A 21,817-nucleotide genomic window follows, 5' to 3' on the forward strand; every position below is an offset into this window, starting at 1 on the left:
ATGCTTTTTATTTTCTATTGGTTTTGTTCAAATCTCCTCGATGCTCCGCCTCTAGCGCACCTTTAAAAAAGAGTAACCACCTAAAAATTGGTCTTCTCTCCTAACTTTAATTATAACGTATTCTCTTTTAAGTAATATCTATAATATACCTAATATTTCCAACAACCCAAATTCTCGGATATATCTTTCGCTGCCTTTATTACTTTATTTACTAGTGCCGGGTTCTGTGGATTCATACGATGTTCGGGACCTGTAACAGAAACTGAGTAAACCACTTTTCCGGTATAGTCACGTATAGGTGCCGCTACAGATACTACACCATCAAGAAGTTCCTCCGAACTTGTTGCGAATCCCTGTTTTTTGACGAGGTTTAAACAATCACGTAACTGTTCAGGATTAGTAATGGTATTATTCTGATATCCATACAATCCATTATCTATTAAATTAAGAATAACATCTTCCGCCCGATGAGCTATTAGAACTTTCCCGGAACTGGTAGCATGAACCGGATTTCTTTTTCCAATATGAGTTAAAATTTGCACAGGTTGCTTACAATCAACTTTATATAGATAAACCACATCCGTTCCTTCTAAGACAGCGATATGTGCAGTTTCTTTGACTTCATTTACAAGTTCTCTCAAAATAGGCTCAGAGTCTCGATTAATTTCGATATTGTTTGTCACGATGGTATTCAGATTTAAGATAGATAAGCCTAAGCGATACTTGTTTGTTTCAGGATTTTTTACAACAAAGCCTTCACTTGCTAGAGTAGATAATAAGCGACTGACAGTACTTTTTCCTAAATTTAGCGAAAGTGCTAGGTCTGTTACTTTTTTTTCCGGCTCATCTATTGTGAAACTCCGCATAATTAGCAGTGCATTCTTCACAGAAGAAAGTAAATAGTTTTTATTTAATTCGTTACCCATGATACCCCTCCCTCCCCTTATTTTTTAAGAACGATTTAGCTTCATCATATCATACACAGAATAGTCTGTATTTTTATAAGACAATAAAAACTAAACCACTTAAAACTAAGCCTATGCCTATTAAAGTCTGATAAGTAATACCCTCTTGATTTTTAAATAGGAAATAGCTCACTGGAGTTACCAAAATTGGTGTTGAGAGCGTAATAAGATTAGCTACAGAAATGGGTATATATCGCATCGATGCAATTACAGAAATTTGAGCAGATATGGTAATAATTCCGCTGATAACATAGAGCCAAACACCGGTGATATCAGCCTCTTTAAATTGTCGCCAAAAGTTACGTTTACTTTTACTCGTAGCTACATGCAACACAAATCCAAGTAATGCACCCAGTGCTCCCCCTAAAATAGGTTGATCCCAGTTTAAAATGGCAGCTCCCCTTATAACATTACCAATGGCATAGGCTAATGAACTAAGTAAAGCCACAAGGATTCCTGATTGTACTAATCCCTTGAAGGACAACTCAGGGAACGGTTGAAAGTTTATCACTTTTCTTTTTTTAACTATTTCATTTTTTGATCGTTGCGGGATATAAGATACTAGTAATAAGCCAAACAGTATTAATAGGATAGAAGATAGGTCCCTTGAACTTAATTGCTCCTTCAAAAAAAGCCAGGCAATGATTGTTGTAAATATTGGATTTGTCACTTGGAAAGCACTTGCGCGTGTTGGTCCCAATTTAGCTATCGTTTCAAAGAAAAACCATCTACCCAAATATGTACCAAAGAATCCTGCTATCAAAAAAAGAAAAAAACCTTTTGTATGCCAAGCTAGATCACCTGCATCAAAAAAGATAATTTGAATAAAAAAAAGAAAAAAAGCAAATAACACATTAACCGCTACCGATATCAGAAACCCGAGATTTAAATTCAGTCGGGCAATCGCCAACTTTGTAAGTATGATATTCGCTGAAAACAATATCATGGACAGCAGAGCGAGCATTTCTCCCATCTTTCATCCCCCTTTCTTCTATTATATATTGCTCTTTTCTGAATTCATTTGACCTAAAAATTTGTACGTTTTGGGTGCATACTCTTTTTTCTATACGGATGAAAGACAACGTGAATATCATGCAAAGGGCTGATATCTACTAAGCAAACTACTGTTGATTGCTAATGTATTATTCACCACCAATAATAAATAAGTTATAGCTATCCACCCGTAATTGCTAAAATAAATAATAATTTTATATTCTTACGTACTACTGTTGCTTCCCTTTTTAATAAAGAGAATACGATTGGCAAGTTAATGTGTATATCTTTTAATTTTCTATACCTGGTTATGGGGTGGAAATGGGTCGCAGAAAAATATTTAGCGAGGTTCCATCCCTCCTATTAATATCTTGTCTCATGTAAAGCGCTTACACGAAGTATAAAATTCTTCTACAAATATCAAACAAAATATATACATATTTGAATAATTTTCTACTATTCAAAATTCATGATAAGGGAAACTTGTTCACGATACAACTACCTCGTTCTTCTATAAGCAACAAATATATTTATTATTTTTCTTACCTCCCACACCAACATATAAATAATCTTATTACTTCTAGTAGAGCAATAATTTTTATTCGATTTTAACATTATAAAATACTGGTTTATACTAAAAAAAAGATGCAACAAGAATTTGTGAAGCTTATTTATAAAAAATATCGCGATCAAACTAATAATTTCAAAAATTTATAATTATATCATTTGTTGCATATATCAGAATACTAGTGTTGTATGAAAGACAAATATCAATTAACTTATAAATAATCCTAGTTATGAAAGAAATTCCTAGTCTTTGAAATCTATATTCAAATAATACAGGAGGTGTTAGTCAACATCTTTGCATCACTCACGGGAGAGTGTACAATCAATAAATGTAAGCGCTATTATACTGAATGCTTAAATTGTAGTATTCTTCTTTTCACATTTTTTATTTGGAGGAGATTTAATGAGTATTGAAATAATTGCAATCGGTGTACTTCTAATTATATTTGTTTTGGGCGCTTGCTTACCGATTAATATAGGTGTTTGGGGCTTTTTGGCTGTTTTTATAGTCGGTTCCCTAGTAAGTGAACTTAGCATGGATGAAATTTATGGCGCATTTCCAGTAGAACTGTTTATCATTATTGTAGGGATCACATTTTTGTTCACGATAATCCAAAAAAGTGGGGTCGTAGATCTAATCGCTGAATACGGTCTCCGCTCAGTCAATGGCAATCTTGGTCTGGTACCTTGGCTAATGTTCCTGTTGGCATTGGTACTTGCAGGCGTTGGTACGTATGGAATTGCGGTTGTTTCTCTTCTTGCTCCAATCGCATTAAAAATAGCACACAAAAATAAAATCAGTCCGTTAATGATGGGTATAATGATTATTATGGGGATGCAAGCAGGTTCCTTCTCACCACTAAATGTCTTTGGAGTTATTATAAACGGCGGTATGCAATCTAGGGATCTTGAATATTCCCCAGCATTGCTATTAATTAATTGCTTAATATATTTCGGACTCGTCGCAATGATTGTATACCTCATGTTTGGCGGCCATCGTTACTTTAGTAATAGACCGGCTACTCTAGGTATTACAGGATTCCCAGTAGAGGCCATCAAACCAGATGGCAATCCGGCAATAGGGCGTGAAGGCGGATTAGATTTATATAAAGCAGCCTGTCTTGCGGCGATTGTCGTCTTAGGTATCTTAACTCTTAAGTTTGATATAAATATTGGTTTTGCGGCGATTATAGTCGGATCAGCATTAGCATTGTTAGCCCCAAGAAAACAAGAAGGCGTATTGAAAGAAATGCCATGGGGTGTTATTTTCCTCGTAACGGGGATCGTGACATACGTAAATGTGATGGAAACAGTAGGTGTAATGACCTATGTGACCGGGCTTATATCCGGGATGGATAACCCACTCTTAGCATCTCTGGCGGTTTCATACGTTGGTGGATTTGTGTCTGCCTTTGCCTCGACAACTGGTTTCTTAGCATCTATTATCCCAATTGCAACACCACTTTTGCAGGATCCAGATATTTCATCTATCAATATTATTTCATCGATTGCTGCATCCTCCAGCATTGTTGACTTAAGTCCTCTTTCATCTGCTGGAGCACTTTTACTGGCTAATGTACAGGGAATGAAAGAAAGAGTATTCTTCAGACAACTCTTGATTACTACTGGTATCTTCATCACACTCGGCCCCGGACTCGCATGGCTGCTTTTTGTAGTAATTGGCGGTATGTTTTGATAGATAAAAAACAATAATTTAGTAGAAAAAACGATAACTATATGTACACCACAAGAAAACCTCATCGGCATCTAGCCGGTGAGGTTTTTTTGTTATTTAAAGTAGATTTACTAGTCAAAACTATGAAAAAAGAGAAAAAAATAAATAAATAATCCCTATCTATTCGAGAGGGATTTTGAGTATTATTGAAGCTTATTGCATGTCAGGCGATTGATTTACAGTGGATGTTCTTCCGGGATATGCGTAGGCAAATTTTATAAATATACCTTCACTATACTCAATTTCTAGTAATTCAATACCTTTGGTAAAATCTCTTTGGATTTGAGTAAATGTTTGATAGCAATACTGCTAAGTTCCTTTTTCTGTTATACCAGCCTACTATTTCACCATTTCTGTTTTAGAAAAAAATTATCCTCCAGCCATGTGGATCTATATAGATTATCATTATAGCTTGCTGTAATGATAATCCCATATTTTTTTAATGTTATTCGGCTGCCAAATCACATTTTTTGTTAGTTGTATATCTTCGTCCTCGAGGGAATGTGCGTACCCCAATTGACTTGCCATGTACTGACGATAAGCATTCTCTTCTAAAAATACACTGCGCACGAACGTTTCTACTATTGTTGTACCAGTAATGACCGCTCCGTGGGACTTCAATAGTATAATGTGATGCCCTGCCAATTTTTCAGCCAGATCATTCGCAATTTCTTGTTCGCTGATTGACTGTGATTTGGGGAATACCGAAATATCTCCTAATACTGCACCTTGTATAACGACCGGCCGCAATGGGATCTTAGCGATTGTAAACATTGTGGACCACCGGGGATGAGTATGAGCAATGGCTTGAATATCTTTTCTTCGCTTGTAAATTTGCGTATGAAGCGGAAATTCATTTGGTGGTCTCCCATCCCCTTCAATGACATTTCCCTGCAAATCAATCATTATTACATCGTCAGCAGTTAATGTGCTTCTACTCGCTCCAGCGGAGTTTATCAAAATAAAGTCAGTTTCAGGAACACGGGCACTCATATGACCGTTAAAGTCGATATGGTTTGCTTGTTCCATCATACGGATTGATATGGCCAGCTGTTCCTTTAAGGTTTGATTTTGCATACTACTCACCCACCACAGTTTTCTTTAACCTAAGGCTATTAACCCCGCTCCCACCATTGCCGTAATCGAAGCGTAGATGACCGTTTTTGTAATCCCCTCATGAGTTTTAAAAACCAAGGAAGACAAAAATAACGTGAAGATCACGTCTGTTGAAGCTATAACAGCTACTTGAGAAACTCCGCTTTGTGATAATGCGGCGAAATATAAGATTTGACCCATTGATGTAGCGATTCCTGCGCCAAACAACCATGGCTGAAAACTTGAGAAAGTGGACTGAATGGACTGTCTGTATCGTTTCTGAAATAAGGAAAGGATTAAAAAGACCAGAATGCCAACAAGTGCGCCAACCATTGTCCCCACATACGGATCAGGCATTTCGTCTAATCCTTCTTTTCTCACCACGTACCCAATCGCATAAGCGAAAGCAGAAATGACTCCATAAACATAACTGAAACTAGCAATCGTTTTCAATCGGATGAACCAGCCGTCACCAGCTTTCGCCTGTTTGGAAGCGTGTACATTCTTATTATTCTTTTTTGCAACGATGAACGATTCATACATGAGCACGACAGAGCTTCCGAAAATAAAAATGATGCCTAGTATACTCCAAGTGTTTAAAGATTCATGAAGAAAGAATATGCCGATTAAAACGGCAAACAAAGGGTTTAAACGCTTAATGGCGGAAGCTCTGACAGAACCTAAATGCTGAATGGATTTAAATAAAAGAATTCGCCCGATAAATGCCGTCAGTATCCCAGCTATGACAAACCACCCAATGCCTTCAGCAGTAAAAATAACCCATCCTTTTACCATTCCTCTTCCAAGAGCTATGACCCCCGCAAGAAAAAAGGTGATTAAAATAGATAAAAACGTTCCGTTATCGATTGAATTTGGTTTAGTCCCTTTCTTTACCATTACATTTGCACATCCAAATGAAAATGCAGCCAAAAACGCAAATGATTCTCCCATGATACCTTTCTACCACACTTGAATAATACTGGCTAACTCTACCGCATCCCACAGGGTTTTCACATCAAACCCATCACGTTCAGCGTCAGCCCATACATCATCAACAGGCCTCAATCCAATAACCACCGGAATTTGATGCTCCCGCAGCAACTGTGCATATTCCTTTCCTTCATTGCTGTAGCCTAAAATTGCGATTGTTTTTCCATATAAATACTCTGGAATGTGTAATTGATCTGTTTGATACATATTAAATGACCTCCTATTATATTTGTTTTTCTGTAATACTTAGTAGGGTTATTTTATATTGAAAAGTAATCTAGCAGTGAAAGCGGTTCTTATATACGGAACAATTTCTATTTTTTCATATCAAAAATAAAAAACCATTGCATCTCCACTTACGCAATGGTTTTTGCTAAGACTATTTCACGCTAAACCATTATTATTCAGCATGAAATCTTTCGTCTTCCAACAGATCTAACTCGACATTTTTCAAATACGTCTCCATTCCCACAGTTCATCTCACTTAAAAAATTGTAGACCTAACCCGTCAGCTACTAAGTCATTCGGTGTAACTGCTGCCTGGCCTTGCGTGCCTGCAGCCGATCTGCATTATCTCCTACAAGATGATTCTTACGTCTTTATTCCTAATCCTTGCTTCTGCACCCAATATTCAATTCGGAATATTGTATCCGTTTTGAGTGACTACATCAATCGCAATCTTTCCCTTAAATTACTGAGCTTTTTTTATCTTCACAATATAAATTGAAATCATAGAATAATTGTAAAGTTCCAATGATCTTACATTAGCCTCTTAAGCCACACCTGTATTAAACGACTTAGGGATGAGATAAAATGGAAGTCTTTCGTTTGTAATCCTCTTCGTTCAATAACCCTCTTTGTACATACCTGAATTTAACATTCAAATTATTTTCCTGATAGATAGTACCCCTTATTTGCTTCCAATAAAAAGGCGGAGTCGTTCAGGAGGTAATCCTACGATTCCGTCTCCTCATAAGAAGAAATTCCTGCCTCCATTTCTAAAGGAAGAAATTTCTTATATTGTAAGAATTGCCAATCTAACCTTTACAACTTATCATTCTTTTTAATATTTCGCGTACATATCTTCTTTTAGACCTTCTCGCCAGTCCACCCCTTTTGGGAGGAATTGGTCACAAGCTCGTGCATGGCGATATGATACTGGATCAACACCTTTTGGTTGTCGCCCCGCTTCTATATCTCTGGTGGCCTCCAGTAACATTTGCCGGGCAGCTATAATCGCCAAGTCAGCTGTTCCTAAACGCTCCTTTGTACGGTCCGGAAATGGCTTTTCCATCGTTTCTTGAAGTGCATAATCCTGCGTGTTAATGCCTGCAATCCCTGTAAACGTTTTGGTGCGCTGAAGTTCCCGGTCGATCAAGAAGTCATTGGATGGATTTCGTAATAAGCGGTAGCCATCCAACATATCATCCGGTCCCCGCCCAAAAAGAATTTCTTGTTGCTGGGAAAACTCAGGATCTAATGGGATTGTTGGCTCACTCGTGTATTTAAAGTTCCATACCCACACGCTTTCATCGTCAATCGGCACCCATATATGACCTCTAATCGTTGGGTAATCTTCACGACTTCCATCATGCCATTTCATCATTTGCCCGCGCATTTGCTGGGCAGGCATGATAAATTGATAGGCACGAATGTAATTTCCGTCTTCTTTTAAATCTCGGATTCCCACATACTTGAATCCGTAATCCGTTTTATCCATTTCCAGCTTTGGATTGGTTGCACGGCTTCTCATTGAGCTTTTGTCTTGAATATTATTGTTGTGGGCAAATGATGAATGAGAGGTATCAATTCCTCCTTCAAGTCCTTGAAGCCAGTTGCAGCCCTCGTAAGTTTTGGATACCTGAAAATGAGTCAAAGGTGCACGCAACCATTCGTAATCCGGCGTTTCCGGATGTTTTTCTTTTGGCCCCATATACGTCCAGACAATACCTGATTTCTCCCATGTCGGGTAGGCCGACAATTGAACTTTATGCTTAAATCTGCTTTCCTCCGGCTCATTTGGCATATCTACGCATTTTCCGTCCTTATCAAATTTCCATCCGTGGTAAACACATCTAAGTCCGCACTCCTCGTTACGCCCCCAAAACAAATGGGCCCGTCGGTGAGGACAGTATGCATCTAAAATGGCTACTTTTCCATCTGAATCACGGAAAGCCACAAGCTCTTCACCCAGCAATTTTACTTTTACAGGCGGACAGTCTTTTTCTGGGACTTCTTCTGTTAACAACGCCGGAATCCAGTATCGCCTGAAAACCTCTCCCATTGGTGTTCCTGAACCCGTTTGACAAAGCTTTTCATTATCTTCTTTCTTTAACATAACTCCCACCCCTTCTTTCATTTCTAAACAGTTATTTGCATAACTTTATTATAAAACGCCAGTTTAACTGTCTACATAAACGGTTCTTTTATGTGGAACATTATGAAAGGTTTTTTTAATAAAAAAGAGACAGTGCTCTGCACTGCCTCAACAACTTAACGATCCCGCCAAGGTGCCAATTTCTTTTCAAAGATCTTTAATAATTCCGTCAATAAAACAGATAGTATCATCAGAACAACCACATAAGCTAAATATTCAGCCGTTTGGAAAAGCTCAGAAGCATGTCTAATTGCATAACCAATCCCGATATTTCCAGCCAGCATCTCAGCAACGACAACAGCAATTAAGGCTCGGCCTATTCCTAATCGAATACCCGTTATAATAAATGGAATCGCAGAAGGGAAAATAACTTCTTTAAACATTTGACGCTCGCTCGCTCCATAGGAACGGGCAGCTTTTATTAATGATACATCGGTCATTTTGACGCCCGCCATCGTATTAATCAAGATAGGGAATATGGATAAAGCAAACACCATCATTACTTTTGATAACGTTTCCAAACCAAACCATAGTACAAACAATGGTGTTAATGCGATCATCGGTGTTGTGTAAAGGGCTGTGACATATGGATCAAAGGCTAATTCTAGTTTTTTCCAGTAACCCATCATTAAACCGATTGGAATGCCGATCAACGACATCGCAAATCCAAATCCAACTTCCATTCCGCTAACCGCCAGATGTTTAAATATCTCTCCAGTAGAGAAAAAATCCTTAGCTTCAACGAAAATTTTGCTTGGCCAGCTAAACATAAATGGGTCAATCAAGTTCAAACGCCCACACAGCTCCCAAACAAATAATAGGATGGCCAATATTCCGACAGGGTAAGAAACACTTTGAGGAATTTTTTTTGTCTTTTTCAGAGAAGATGAAGGAACATTGATCGTTGCATCTACCCTTTCCATTACGCTTCCCCCTTCCGGTATTGTCGTCTAACTTCTCCTTTAAGGTGGTCCCAAATAATCTTCTTGTATTCTTGGTATTCAGGTAATGATTTTGTTTCCAATGTTCTCGGATATGGTATATCAATCTTTACTTCTTCCACAATTTTCCCCGGCCTGACTGACATTAAGAAAATGCGGCTAGATAAAAAGACAGCTTCATCAATTGAGTGAGTAATAAAAATCACAGTCTTCTTTTCATGAAGCATGATCTTTAAAACTTCTTCCTGCATAATCTCTCTTGTTTGTTCATCTATCGCTGAAAATGGTTCATCCATTAGCAATACTTTTGGTTCTACTGCAAAACCACGGGCAATTCCAACCCTCTGCTTCATCCCGCCTGAAAGCTGATGCGGATATTTTTGTTCAAATCCATCCAGACCGACAAGCTTAATATAGTGCATAACCTGGTCACGGGTTTCATGACCTTTCTTCCCGGCTAACCTTAATCCGAATGCGACATTTTGATAAACAGTTTGCCATGGCATTAAGGCGAAATCTTGAAAGACCATCGCCCGGTCACCGTCCGGACCATGCACTGGAGAACCGTTCACAAATATCGTTCCTGATGTTGGTTTGAGCAAGCCATCCAGCGTATGAAGCAAAGTACTTTTCCCACAGCCACTAGGACCGATGATTGAAATAAACTCACCCTCATGGATTTCTCCAGAAACATCTTTCAATGCATGAACTTGATTTGGCTCCCCTTCGTTATAAATGACGCTCAGGGATTGAAATTGCAGAATGGGTGTTTTGGTTTTGACTATTATATTCTTCATGAAAAAATCACCTCGATCATCTAAAATGTTATTCAAGAATTACTTGGGAGAAGCGTCATAAATTAATTGATCCGTTGATATATCTTCTTTTAACATGCCGGTTTCCTTTGTTGTGTCGATGGCCCATTGAACACCCTCACGGTTGATTTTTGCTTTATCTGCTAATGCAGGGAGTACAAAATCAAACGATTTTTCTGCATCTTGTTTTTCCATTTGAAGTTCATCTATTATCAGCTGAACCATTTCTTCACGATTATCGGGGTTTTTCGCGTACTCCGTTCCTTCTCCTATTGCTTCAACAAACGCTTTTGCCACTTCTGGTTGCTTTTTCAAGAAATCCCCATTCGCCATCAGCATATTATGATTATACGTTTTCAATTCATCACGCATCACAGCCAACTTTTTCATTCCTGAAGTTTCCGCTTTTAAATCCGTTGGCTGACTTAAAATTGTTAGTTTCGCCTGACCCGTTATTAATGATTGAAGGCGTGTTGAATTTTCTCCTGCTTCAATAATGCGAACATCTTTGTCAGGATCCAAGCCATTTTTTTTAAGCCACCAGCGTAGTTGAATATCCGTTCCATTTCCTGTTCGGTTTGTTGCGACTACTTCACCTCGTAAATCCTCAGGGCTGTTAATATCTTGTGTAGTGTATATACTGTACATCGACTGATCATCCAGCGTTCCAATCATTTTAACGTCAGCACCTTGCGCAACGCCGGTAATCACTGATTCAGGCAAACTTGAGATGACTTGAAAATCATTCGTCTGCAAGCCGCGAATCGCTGTCACCCCGCCCTGTACTTTTGTAAATTCAACTTTCAAATTGCGATCCTGAAAAAATCCTTTTTTATCAGCCACAAATAACGGAAGATAACTGGCATTTGAAGAAGGAAGACCCATTTGGATCGTTGCTCCTTTGTTCTCGACGGAAACTCCTTTTGCTTCGTTTTGAGATTCAGCATTGTTGGGATTGTTGCACCCGCTTAAAACTGTAACAACCAGAAGAAAAAAAGCCACTAGACTCATACACGCTCTATTTGAAAATCTATTCATAACATAATTCCCCTCTCTGTACCTATGGATGACAGATTCAATTGAACAAGTAAACGGTTACAGTTTTTTGTTATTTAATCATTGCAACATTCAATTTTAAAATCCCTTCAATTAAACTGGAAAATCGTATTGGTAAAATTTACTTTATCACAAATCGTTGAAATGTGAACAACTGCATTCTTTTATACGCAACACCAAGAAAAAATGAATATTTCAATTGAATAACTAGGTGTATACGGGTGCTTCAAAATCTTTCTAAACGCCTAATATCATCATTACACACTCCTTTTTGGTATTTTCAAATTTATATATTGATTTTCTCACAAACGTTTTCAACAACAATAATCTCGTTCTTATATACAGAACAGATTTTTATGTTTTTTTCCATTCTTCACATGGATCTAACGAAATTATCAAAAATAAAAATGAGTGGCATCAGCCACCCATTAGGAAATGAGCATACACTTTTTTGACGGTAAAATGTTCTTAATAACCCATCCCTAACCTTTCTGTGATCAAACGGCTGCAAGTTCCCATTTCTTTTACGTATTGCTCAACTTGGTCAGGTTCAAAATAATATTTCGGCCCTGTTACACTGATGGATGCAATCATTTTTCCAAAATCATTGTAGACCGGTACCGCAACAGAAGAAATACCTTCTCGCAGCTCTTCTCTTGTTATGGCATATCCTTTATGTTTGCTTTCAATAATATCTTGTTTTAATTGTATGGGAGAGGTGATGGTTTTGCTTGTATGCACACTTAAATCCCTCTTTAATACACTATCAACCTCTTGTTCGTTTTGATAGGCTAATAACATTTTTCCTATCGCCGTGCAATGACTTGGAGCCCTATCTCCAATTTTTGAAATTGTTCCATTATCCTCGCTGTGTACACGCTTACATATATAGACAACGCCGCCATTATCGTATACCGCAAGCCTGACGACTTTTCGCAGTGAAATCGAAAGCTTATCCAAAATCGGGAGTGCAATTCTTCTAAGTTCCATCGAATGATAAACCGTGAATCCAAGTTCAAAAGCCGCAATACCTAGATAGTATTTTTGTGTCTCTTTATTTTGAGCAACCAATTTAGATTCGTTTAACGTGTTCATCAATCGATAGACTGTGCTTTTCGCCAATCCGAGGCGTACACTCAACTCGCTTATGCCCAACTCAGGTTCTAATAATGAAAATGTTTGTAAAATACGAATAGCATTATGAACGGAAGATAGCCGTTCTGTTTTTACTGACATAAAAACCCCTCCAAAATCGGAATATAGTTGCTCTGAAAAAAATATATTATAATTAAGAACAATTCAAATTTAACAGAAATTCCCTAAGGGCACAACAGACCTCAAAACTAGTTCCTTTTAATATATTTGATTATTCAAATTATTTATCAGTAAGTAATAGATAGGGGAACATTTTGTACGGGGATTCTTCAATAGCTAATAGAAGGATGTGTGGTAGGAGAGAAGTTAACTCCAATATGGTAACGATTAATATGGAAGGCATTTAAGCCGTGGGAGACATTTGCACGTATGAAGGAAAAATAAAATTGATTACGACTGGATTTGGCGAAGCAGCGCGGCTCCTGCAGTAAGCATGCAAAAGAAGTTTATAACTGAACTATCAGCTAAAGTGCGAACACATAATAGCACAAGCTTAATGGAAAACCAAAAAGACAAAGTACAAGTTTTAAAAGAAGTTATTACAGATTTAAGGAGATCTTTAATCTGACAAAGTTCACAGGGTGATCAAGACACCTGTATCGTTTTTGTTGCATGCGGAGCGGCTGCACCGGATTTTTTCTTTTACTGTGTTTGAGGGCATCGCTTATATGATTTTGGATGAAAATGATGGTACAGCGGAAGTATCGAAGAATTTTACTTGATGACTTGGACGAAGCTTTTGAAGGATGCCAACAGAGTCGATTAGAATAGCAGATTCATAGTTTACGGAAGACATGAAAATCAGTTAACGAAGAAAACGGCCAGTGCCCAGTTCATCCAGAACAGGTCGATTTTTTTTGTACATTTTAAGTTGTTTTTTTCGTTAGTTCATCTTCTTTTTCACTAGAGGGAAGAGGAAAATCGCTGAAACCCCTGCCAACCTGCCCACTGCCCCAAAGAATAAGGGAAGTCGATTAAAAACACCCTTATTAACTTAGTTTTACTAAGTTAATAAAGGGTGCTTTTTCACTATGATTCTCTAATCTTTATTAAGACCAAGGGGATACGGTAACCAAAAGCGGAGATGGTTCACCTTCTCCTCCTGCCGTTTTCAATGCCTCATCAACTTGATGCAATCCATAATTATGCGAGTGCATCTTATTTAGCGGAAACGTTTGGGATGCGATAAACTCTGTCGCCATTTTTACCGATTGGTAACTGTGCCCCCGGACGCCTTTTACAGTGAGCGTTTTTTGTATAATTAAATCCGTATTAAAGTTTGGAATTTCCTGATATTTATAAGCTCCCAAAATAACCATGCCGCCTTTATTTACTATCTCTAAAGAAGACGTTATGGGAGTCATTCCGCCGGAAGTCACATCTAAAACGATATCCGCCATTTTGCCATTCGTAATTTCATGTATACGGGTTTGGAGATCTTCAGTCTGAATATTGATAATATAATCGACACCCAGTTCTTTTGCCAATTCTAAGCGACGCAGACTTGTCGTTCGGCCAGTGACAATGACTTCTGCTCCGGCTGCTTTGGCTGCCAGAGCACATGCTAAGCCCTGCTGCCCAGGACCCTGTATTACGATAACTTTACCTGGCTGTGCTTTTCCTTCGATGATCATCCATTCAAAACCATTTGCTAACGGAAGCGTTAAAGCCGCTTCCTCCGCAGGGACATGATCAGCCATTCGATGCACGACCGAATTGGGATGGAGGTACATATATTGGCTAAATCCTCCCCATAAAGAAGGCTTCAACGAGTCCGGCGTTGCACCATAGCGGATTCCGCCTGCACGTGGATCAGTAAATAAACAGGCACGGTATTTCCCCGTCCGGCAATGTTCACATTGCCCGCAAGGAATGTACTCTTCAAGAGCGACTCGATCTCCCTCTTTCACTCCCCACTTCTTTGCCGCATTTTCACCAATTTTTTCAACATGACCTACAATATGGTGACCTAAAATTCTAGGCTCTTGGCTTTTCCGGTAATACGAAACATCCGTCCCGCAGACGCCAACAATTTCCACCCGCAAAATGCCTTCTTCAGGAGATAACTCGGGCATTTCAAACACCTGCAGCTCCGTTTTACTTTCACCAACTGCGACTGCTGACAAAACTTTTTGGCCCAATTCAACCCCTCCTCTTGTTTTAAAGTGTGTATGCTTCCAACGTTGATTGGGCAAACAATTCCTCCACGTTTAAACGATTTTTAATCATTCCTTGCTCATACGAATACGTTACAGCCGCCTCCAATGTTTTTCGATTATTCTCCAGCCCATACGGCCAGAAATCTTCTCCCATTAATTGACGGGTATTTTCCCATTCCGAAACAAACCATGGCAAAGTGACCTTTAAGGCCGCCGTTTGGTTAAAACCGTCATATACTTTTTGCTTGGCTTCAACAAAAGCCTGATAAAGATTGGCTGCGACCCATGGATGCTCTTCCAAAATTTCATCTTTAATTGCAACGACATGCATGATCGGAAAAATGCCTGTTCGTTCGTAGTAATCTTTTTCGACAGATCCATAGTCTGGAAACAATCGCTGTACATGAGGCGAACCATTTAAAAAACAAGAAGGTGCCCTTGGAGCGATCAGTGCATCGATCTCTCCAGATTCAAGCATTTGATTTAAGGTTTGTTCGTCATTTATTGGTTGTATGTTAATATCTGGTGGCAACATGAGTTTGATTTTTTCAACACGCCCCGGCGCTTCCTGTCCTCCTGTATACCATTTCATTTCAGATGGATGCACACCATAATCATGATGTAAAATACCGCGAATCCAAAGGCAGGCCGTCAGCTGGTATTCAGGAATTCCAACATGTTTCCCACTTAAATCGGCTGCTTCTTCAATACCAGAATGCTTATTAATATAAATACCGGAATGGCGAAAAAAACGAGACATAAATACAGGGATAGCGGTGAAGTTAGGATAACCTCGGTCTTTTGCAATTAAATAAGAGGATAGCGATAATTCGGATATATCAAATTCCTGGTGACGCATCATTCTCCAAAACGTTTCTTCAACCGGCATATTCAGCCAGTTTAAATCAATACCTTTTGCCTGGACAGTTCCATTAGTTAACGGTTGAATTCGGTCATAATCCCAACACGCAAAACTTAAATTTAATTTCGACATATATTTCATCCTTTCTCTTCCCTGTTTATAGCATTATTATGACCCGGATTTTTTCTAATCGAAACAATGAATTCTTCTATGCGGCACAGTTTTGATTTTTTTTAAGAGAATATCTATTTTGTCTTCCTCTACTTTGTGCTAACTAAGCATTTTTCAGCAAGAAATCCATATCCTGGATGAATAGCATCAACAGATGACATTGAGAGATTTAGTTTCGATAGTCATAAATACATATAATCTGCTAATCTAGTAACCTGTAATTGGGCCGGCCTTGCTAGACTGACAAATATAGGCTTTTGGCACTTGCGATTGTATCTGTATCTTTAAATGAACCTGCTCAGGCAGCTAAGGAGCTTAGTTATCGACTCTGGTATCAACAAAATAATGCTCATAGATGAAGAATTCACACCCTTTTGGGAAGAAGCAAACGCACAAAATGTAATTCTATTCATTCACCCGCTATTTTCCGAAGACCCACGCCTAAAACGGGGAATGCTGCCAAACTTAATTGGTGTACCATGGGAAACAACCGTCTGTGCTGCTGATATCTTGTTAAGCAACCTGCTTGATATGTAGATGTAAAAATCCTGATCGGACATGGTGGCGGATTTCTGCCTTATCAAATTGGCCGCCTCACCAAAGGGTATAAAAGATGGACACAAGTTTCCTCTGCCCTGAGTGCTCCGCCAACTGAATATCGAAAAAATTTTGGTATGACAATGTACTATGGAACGAGACAAACCAAGCTTATCTACCGAAACGTCGGAGCAAAATGAATCCTGCCCTGCTCTTACTTCCCTTTTAATCTATGTACCTGTCCACCAGCTAATTACCATGAAAACACTGTAAACAGTTTGATCAACTTAGAAAATGCACATAAATAATAATAAAAAGGCGCCCTCCCTTTTTATTTGGTGGATGACGCCTTTTTTCATGGAAATATTTATAATTTAATGGTACATATGATAATTATTCACTTACACTTTTAAAGCAATCTATATTAAGTAGGACATATCGTCTTTGTGTAATAGAATAATAGAAGTCCACACTTTCGAAGAACCCTCAAGAACTTTAAAATATCTATAACTGATTTTCTTTTTCGACATATAGTTTAATGAATTCCTAATCTCTGAGGACGTTTTGAAGCATCTGCGCTATTTCTGCTAGAAACCTAACAGACTCTTTAATGGACTCTTTTGTCGGATGAAATTTTGATTGCAATGACCTGTTGTTTCAAAATATAATTACCGCTTGATTGGGTACAGGTTTAAAGAAAACGACGGAGATGCACAAACCCAAAAGAGTCTACGTGTTCTCTCGGGAAATCGACATAAGGTTAGATCCAATGAATAGTAATTTACTGTTCTGGCTTTTATTATCTACTTTCATATCGCTTTTTTTCTAAGTATTGGAAACAACGATAGAATCCAAGGAAATTTACAAGGTGCTTGAATAAGTGATAAAAGTGTCACAATAGATATTGAAGAATAAGTTTTTCTTTTAAGAAGTTTTCACTCAGAACCAAACATGAGCCTCCCAGCCCATCCGGCTCTCATTATCAAGCCCAGGCAATCGCTTCGTTTCTCCTTCGCAACCCAACCCAATATATTTGGCACACCATATGTCACTATTTCCACATTGGATTTGTTTTTTGAACAGTCTCCTCAATATAAGTCCGATAGGGATATAGTCAAAAATTGAATATTAATAGTACTAATGAAACACTTTATTTAAAATTGTGTTTTTTTTCAGACAATTGCATTTGTTTTCGTTTTAACTTAAGAAATCAGATTTCGTAAAGGTTTTTATAGCTGCGAAAAAATTCCTTTAGAGGTTTGTATAATTGCTTTTTTAATATTTTGAGGTAATTCAGAATGTAAGAATAAGTATATTGGGGTTGGTGGGAGAGATTTACTAAGAGGAACTTTATAAAGTTTTCCATTCTTTATTTCTTCTTTTACAATAATCTCTTGTAAAAAGGCAACTCCCAATCCTTTACGAACCATCATTTTTAACCATCCCACATTATTAATTTCTACTTCTTTATAATCTTTCAAACGATTTTTCTCTAGAAATTCACCTATGATCTTAGTGGTAACAAACTCACGATTGTACACAATAATACGTTCGTTCTCCAAATCTGACGGTACAATTTTATCTAGCTTTGTAAGAGAATGGTCAGGTGCACAAACAAGAATATTTTGTTCATTAGCTATCTTAATTACCGAAAGATCTGGATGGTTCTCTTTCGTATGATGGTAAGCAAATCCAATATCAATTTTACCAGCGCTAATATCTTCAGCGAGTTGCTCCGTCGATCTAATTTCTATTGGAAATTCTAAGCTAGGAAAGCAGTCATATAAAATTTTCAATATTTCTGGCATTATTTCTACACCCATATGATCTGTACAAGATATTTTAATTTTTTGATGATGTAGAGGTTCCTCTTTAACGATATTTTGTGATTTCTCAATGAGGTGAAGGACCTCATGAAAATAGGGATAAACCTTTTTACCGGAATGGGTCAATGTTGTTTTCTTGCCATTTACTCTTTCAAATAACGTACTATTGAGCTCCTTCTCAAGTTGTTGAATACGAACACTGATAGTAGGTTGACTAATATATAGAGCATCTGCTGCAGCTGAAAAACTACCTTTTTCTACTACCATTAGGAATGCTTCAATGTTCTTTAATTCCATAGTTGTTTTTTCTCTCCTTATTTGCTAATAACACTAACCTATTAATAATCTTAATACATAACACACAAAACTACTAATTTAAATTTTATTTAAATTGAGAATAATGCAAAAATAGGTTAAAGGTACTGAAAAATAAATGTTAGAGTTAATAAAGGTTTAAATTGTGTGAGAAAGGCATGGTGAAAAATATAAAAAATAGGAGGATAAGTATGATAAAAAATTTTTACTTAGTGGTATTTGTAAGCGTTATCCATTTGTCTTCCTGTAGTCAAAATACAGGACAAGCACAAAATGAAGATTCAGAAGAACATTTTGTTTAACCTATTAGCAGAAGTTTCTAGGTGTAGCTATAATTATTATATTTCTCTTAACTTTCCCGAAATCGTCTTGGGGCACCCTCGTTTATTTTCTTGATTCTAGAAGCCAATAGTTATATCCTTGTATACCAGTTCTTACTATTTTCTGTGTTGTCACTGGCTTGTTTAAAAGTAATAAGGGTAAACTAATAGGTAAGACCTTCCCTTCTTTTATGAAATATATATAAGGAAATCGCTCTTATGTTAGAAGGTAAATACCTCCAAACACCTACAAAAGGATCAATTTTCATGTTTATTGATTATTATAAGGACCAACTATTTCTACCATCGGATTTAGAAGAGTTGGTTCCAGAAAATCATATTCTTCATGGAAAACCGATGGTAGAGATGGAGTTATGATTATTTGTATCCTTTCAACACTAGTCAAGAGGATTGTCACTCACATAATATTTCTACTAAGATACCTTTAGTGAATGACCCTCCCTACTGTTTGGCTACGTCCCTTCACACGCTTGAGAAAGGGAACTTCTTTCGAAGGATCGTTAAAATATTATTGTAAAGAGAGAATTTCCTTGTCTAATAAACAACTAATTTCTAATACTTCTGAAAAAAGATATTCCTTAAATTTCAGCAATATAATACATTTTTACTCTAGTTATGGATACTATTAGTCAATTCCAGATCCTTATTCAACATCATATAAAATCTCCCCTTACATTTTATAAATTAATTTACTAATTAGAATGTGCGAAATTAAATTCCATTCATACCAGAGACTATAAAATTTAACATAATAGAACTATATAACCATATAAATCAGCCACTTAACCATTTCCCATGCCTGTATAGATTCCTCAGTTCCATTAAATAAACTAGAATATTGAGAAGTAGGGTTCTCGTAAAAAAATCAAATAACACATCTAAACGGACGTAACCTAATAAATGCGTCCATTTTCCTTTTATTTGTAATTGAACATTTTATAGTAATCTTTCATGATAAAAACGGTTCTGCCGCGAAACTACTGTCAGATTTATATGATTCTACAGGTCCAAGTTTGATAGTTTTTATTGCATCGGAACCGACCAGGCAAATCCTGTTTCATTATCCAGAGTAAAAGTGCAGTACATTTTTTACTCTGCAGATGATTTTTCTTGACTGGAGGTTGTATTAGCAAGTTAATTACCTTCACTGGTGATTAACCTAAAATACACACATTAAACTTAAACTATCCAGCCGTTTAAACGTCATCTTTCTCATTTTCCATACCCCTTAAGTAATGTGCTTCGCGATTGTAAGACTAAATTAAAAAAACAGAAATAGTTAAAACAAGTGAAAAGGCAGCCGCATACAACAGACTCCATCCGGCGATGCGCATCGGCCGCACATTAATGATGGATGACATAAGGCCGAGCGTCCCACTAAACGGTCCCAAGTAAAATGTCAAAACAGCACCGCCCAAAAAAGCCACCGCTATCTGTTCCGGTGTTATGCCAAGAACATCTGGTTTTAATGATTGGGCCAACAAATTTACAACAACAATTGGATGCATCCCTATAAACGAGAAAAGCAATGTAAGAAACGGGAGAGTGATCAAAAATAGATGAACACCCACTATTTTATCGTATTGAACAAACAGCTGGTTCACCAAAAGGTCATTTCCTGAGTAGTGAAGAGCCTGCACAAAAAAACCAGCACTTAGAAAGATTGAAAACGATTCACTCATATCCACTATTTTGTGAGTAAAGTGGTGTTTTACACCCGGCCAATAATCGGTACTTTTTCTTAGTAAAAGGCACCATATCCATGCGAAAGGCAAGGTTAAAAGGGTAACGCTCACCACTAAGCCAAATGAAAAAATAGCATCTACGCTAACAATTAAAAATAAAAGTAAGACAATCGCAAGGACAATTTGACACATCTTACGGTAGAAAAGAGGAGAGGCTTCAACCGCTGCAACCTCTTTTTGATCAACACCGGATTGTTTGACACGTTCCACCAAAGTGAAAATAAGCCAATTAAACCCGAGTGTAACTAAGCTGATGCATAATAGTGCAGGAAAAATATTCAGCCACTCCACCTTCGTTACATAAAGTACCACGCCCAAAATGCCGGATAAAGGTGTCCACATAATAGGCAAAGAAAATCCCTGAATAATACTGCTGGCCAGAAAGCGTTCAGGCTTTTTAATAGGCCATGCATCCACTGTACTTTTCACACTGGCATGTGTGATCGGAACAGCCGCCATATTTAAAAAACAGCCTAGAAAGTATGATAAACCCGTTATCGTTCGGTATAAGTGAGAAGATGAATGGATCCTCCCCTGAAATAACTGTTTAAAAACCTCTCTGTACCCGCCTGCTTGTATCGGTATAGACAATAAAGGAACGATTGCAAAGAGGGAGAGTAAATAAAGCATGTCTCCATAAAGCTTCACGTAGGATAAAAAACTAATTCCTTTACTTCCAACCATTAACGTCCCAAAAGTCAAAAATATAATAGACATCACTCGGGTAAAAAAATTACATGATAGGAGAGAGAATACAATAGCAAATATAGAAACAATTGACAATATAAAACCTAATCCTTTAAATGGAACCAGTTGAAAGACAAGAAATAGAACTACAGCAAGTGTTAAAATAATACGTTTTCCATAAATCGAGAAGCCTTGTATTTTCATCCAGTTATCCTACAAAGGGAAATCACCGACTTCCCTAGTAACCTTTCTATTAAATTTTCCAGTCTTTTATTTCTTTGGGCTGAGTTTTCGACAAGGTCAGAATCATTACACCGCCCTTTTTCCTTTAACTTAGGCAAGCCATCCATTGATTCTGGTGCAAAATTCAGATAGCAAAATCTAAATAAACATTGACTAATACATGCATCTGTTTAGGGTATACTTTCATTGTAGAACATATCTAAAACGTCTGGAATTTAAGCTATATTTTCGTTCATATTTTT

General features: G+C 37.5%; 17 protein-coding genes and 1 pseudogene. 4 read left to right on the forward strand and 14 right to left on the reverse strand.

Annotated elements, in window-relative coordinates; all coding sequences use genetic code 11:
- Positions 1 to 149: 149 nt before the first annotated feature.
- Entirely contained in the window at positions 150 to 926 is a 777-nt protein-coding gene (locus tag JFV29_RS12930) for an IclR family transcriptional regulator (RefSeq protein WP_201184160.1), read from the reverse strand.
- 73 nt (positions 927 to 999) lie between these two features.
- Positions 1,000 to 1,938, reverse strand: coding sequence for a DMT family transporter (locus JFV29_RS12935; protein WP_201184162.1), 939 nt, complete (start codon positions 1,936 to 1,938; stop codon positions 1,000 to 1,002).
- A gap of 990 nt (positions 1,939 to 2,928) precedes the next feature.
- Between JFV29_RS12935 and JFV29_RS12940 the strand changes: the two genes are divergently transcribed.
- Positions 2,929 to 4,221: an SLC13 family permease gene (locus JFV29_RS12940; RefSeq protein ID WP_201184165.1), complete on the forward strand. Its 1,293-nt coding sequence runs from the start codon at positions 2,929 to 2,931 to the stop codon at positions 4,219 to 4,221.
- Between the two features lie 444 nt (positions 4,222 to 4,665).
- On the opposite strand, the gene JFV29_RS12945 is transcribed toward JFV29_RS12940, so the two are convergent.
- The 8 genes from JFV29_RS12945 to JFV29_RS12980 form a co-directional block, all read right to left on the reverse strand.
- Complete coding sequence (locus tag JFV29_RS12945) at positions 4,666 to 5,337, reverse strand: class II aldolase/adducin family protein (RefSeq protein ID WP_201184168.1); 672 nt, start codon at positions 5,335 to 5,337, stop codon at positions 4,666 to 4,668.
- A gap of 24 nt (positions 5,338 to 5,361) precedes the next feature.
- A complete protein-coding gene (locus JFV29_RS12950) occupies positions 5,362 to 6,306 on the reverse strand; it encodes an EamA family transporter (protein WP_201184171.1) in 945 nt (314 codons plus the stop codon).
- A 9-nt stretch (positions 6,307 to 6,315) separates the two neighbouring features.
- A complete protein-coding gene (locus JFV29_RS12955; protein ID WP_201184174.1) occupies positions 6,316 to 6,552 on the reverse strand; it encodes a hypothetical protein in 237 nt (78 codons plus the stop codon).
- 856 nt (positions 6,553 to 7,408) lie between these two features.
- A complete protein-coding gene (locus JFV29_RS12960) occupies positions 7,409 to 8,683 on the reverse strand; it encodes a Rieske 2Fe-2S domain-containing protein (RefSeq protein WP_201184177.1) in 1,275 nt (424 codons plus the stop codon).
- Positions 8,684 to 8,838: 155 nt separating this feature from the next.
- On the reverse strand, positions 8,839 to 9,645 hold the full coding sequence (locus JFV29_RS12965) for an ABC transporter permease (protein ID WP_201184179.1): 807 nt from the start codon (positions 9,643 to 9,645) through the stop codon (positions 8,839 to 8,841).
- Entirely contained in the window at positions 9,645 to 10,460 is an 816-nt protein-coding gene (locus tag JFV29_RS12970; RefSeq protein ID WP_201184181.1) for an ABC transporter ATP-binding protein, read from the reverse strand. The genes JFV29_RS12965 and JFV29_RS12970 overlap by 1 nt, the downstream gene beginning before the upstream one ends.
- Before the next feature lie 39 nt (positions 10,461 to 10,499).
- On the reverse strand, positions 10,500 to 11,516 hold the full coding sequence (locus JFV29_RS12975; protein ID WP_201184184.1) for an ABC transporter substrate-binding protein: 1,017 nt from the start codon (positions 11,514 to 11,516) through the stop codon (positions 10,500 to 10,502).
- A gap of 486 nt (positions 11,517 to 12,002) precedes the next feature.
- Positions 12,003 to 12,770 carry an IclR family transcriptional regulator gene (locus JFV29_RS12980; protein WP_201184188.1) on the reverse strand — a complete coding sequence of 256 codons (768 nt, stop codon included), beginning with the start codon at positions 12,768 to 12,770 and terminating at the stop codon, positions 12,003 to 12,005.
- Between the two features lie 517 nt (positions 12,771 to 13,287).
- Here JFV29_RS12980 and JFV29_RS31675 point away from each other — a divergent pair.
- Positions 13,288 to 13,471: pseudogene (locus JFV29_RS31675) on the forward strand (4Fe-4S domain-containing protein).
- 267 nt (positions 13,472 to 13,738) lie between these two features.
- Here the strand turns inward: JFV29_RS31675 and JFV29_RS12985 are convergent.
- Together JFV29_RS12985 and JFV29_RS12990 are read right to left on the reverse strand one after the other, a co-directional pair.
- Entirely contained in the window at positions 13,739 to 14,830 is a 1,092-nt protein-coding gene (locus tag JFV29_RS12985; RefSeq protein ID WP_242485224.1) for a zinc-dependent alcohol dehydrogenase, read from the reverse strand.
- A 19-nt stretch (positions 14,831 to 14,849) separates the two neighbouring features.
- On the reverse strand, positions 14,850 to 15,842 hold the full coding sequence (locus tag JFV29_RS12990) for an ABC transporter substrate-binding protein (protein WP_201184191.1): 993 nt from the start codon (positions 15,840 to 15,842) through the stop codon (positions 14,850 to 14,852).
- Positions 15,843 to 16,226: 384 nt separating this feature from the next.
- Here JFV29_RS12990 and JFV29_RS12995 point away from each other — a divergent pair, with 384 nt between their 5' ends.
- Entirely contained in the window at positions 16,227 to 16,418 is a 192-nt protein-coding gene (locus JFV29_RS12995; RefSeq protein WP_201249295.1) for a hypothetical protein, read from the forward strand.
- A 1,229-nt stretch (positions 16,419 to 17,647) separates the two neighbouring features.
- Here JFV29_RS12995 and JFV29_RS13000 read toward each other — a convergent pair.
- Positions 17,648 to 18,541 (reverse strand): LysR family transcriptional regulator, encoded by an 894-nt coding sequence (locus JFV29_RS13000; RefSeq protein WP_201184195.1) that lies wholly within the window; start codon positions 18,539 to 18,541, stop codon positions 17,648 to 17,650.
- Positions 18,542 to 19,098: 557 nt separating this feature from the next.
- Here JFV29_RS13000 and JFV29_RS13005 point away from each other — a divergent pair.
- The gene (locus tag JFV29_RS13005) at positions 19,099 to 19,257 is read left to right on the forward strand and encodes a hypothetical protein (RefSeq protein WP_201184200.1); all 159 of its coding nucleotides are present in this window, start codon (positions 19,099 to 19,101) and stop codon (positions 19,255 to 19,257) included.
- Positions 19,258 to 20,156: 899 nt separating this feature from the next.
- On the opposite strand, the gene JFV29_RS13010 is transcribed toward JFV29_RS13005, so the two are convergent.
- Positions 20,157 to 21,536: a hypothetical protein gene (locus JFV29_RS13010; RefSeq protein ID WP_201184203.1), complete on the reverse strand. Its 1,380-nt coding sequence runs from the start codon at positions 21,534 to 21,536 to the stop codon at positions 20,157 to 20,159.
- Between the last annotated feature and the right edge of the window lie 281 nt (positions 21,537 to 21,817).

This window comes from Peribacillus sp. TH16, from assembly GCF_016651095.1.
Lineage (GTDB): Bacteria > Bacillota > Bacilli > Bacillales > DSM-1321 > Peribacillus > Peribacillus butanolivorans.

Bases quoted from the DNA above. Each gene is read 5' to 3' on its own strand.
- JFV29_RS12970 (WP_201184181.1), bottom strand. From the start codon at position 10,460: ATGAAGAATATAATAGTCAAAACCAAAACACCCATTCTGCAATTTCAA.
- JFV29_RS12960 (WP_201184177.1), bottom strand. From the start codon at position 8,683: ATGTTAAAGAAAGAAGATAATGAAAAGCTTTGTCAAACGGGTTCAGGA.
- JFV29_RS12940 (WP_201184165.1), top strand. From the start codon at position 2,929: ATGAGTATTGAAATAATTGCAATCGGTGTACTTCTAATTATATTTGTT.
- JFV29_RS12955 (WP_201184174.1), bottom strand. From the start codon at position 6,552: ATGTATCAAACAGATCAATTACACATTCCAGAGTATTTATATGGAAAA.
- JFV29_RS13005 (WP_201184200.1), top strand. From the start codon at position 19,099: ATGTTAGAAGGTAAATACCTCCAAACACCTACAAAAGGATCAATTTTC.
- JFV29_RS12995 (WP_201249295.1), top strand. From the start codon at position 16,227: ATGCTCATAGATGAAGAATTCACACCCTTTTGGGAAGAAGCAAACGCA.
- JFV29_RS13000 (WP_201184195.1), bottom strand. From the start codon at position 18,541: ATGGAATTAAAGAACATTGAAGCATTCCTAATGGTAGTAGAAAAAGGT.
- JFV29_RS12965 (WP_201184179.1), bottom strand. From the start codon at position 9,645: ATGGAAAGGGTAGATGCAACGATCAATGTTCCTTCATCTTCTCTGAAA.
- JFV29_RS12930 (WP_201184160.1), bottom strand. From the start codon at position 926: ATGGGTAACGAATTAAATAAAAACTATTTACTTTCTTCTGTGAAGAAT.
- JFV29_RS12980 (WP_201184188.1), bottom strand. From the start codon at position 12,770: ATGTCAGTAAAAACAGAACGGCTATCTTCCGTTCATAATGCTATTCGT.
- JFV29_RS12975 (WP_201184184.1), bottom strand. From the start codon at position 11,516: ATGAATAGATTTTCAAATAGAGCGTGTATGAGTCTAGTGGCTTTTTTT.
- JFV29_RS12990 (WP_201184191.1), bottom strand. From the start codon at position 15,842: ATGTCGAAATTAAATTTAAGTTTTGCGTGTTGGGATTATGACCGAATT.
- JFV29_RS12950 (WP_201184171.1), bottom strand. From the start codon at position 6,306: ATGGGAGAATCATTTGCGTTTTTGGCTGCATTTTCATTTGGATGTGCA.
- JFV29_RS13010 (WP_201184203.1), bottom strand. From the start codon at position 21,536: ATGAAAATACAAGGCTTCTCGATTTATGGAAAACGTATTATTTTAACA.
- JFV29_RS12945 (WP_201184168.1), bottom strand. From the start codon at position 5,337: ATGCAAAATCAAACCTTAAAGGAACAGCTGGCCATATCAATCCGTATG.
- JFV29_RS12935 (WP_201184162.1), bottom strand. From the start codon at position 1,938: ATGGGAGAAATGCTCGCTCTGCTGTCCATGATATTGTTTTCAGCGAAT.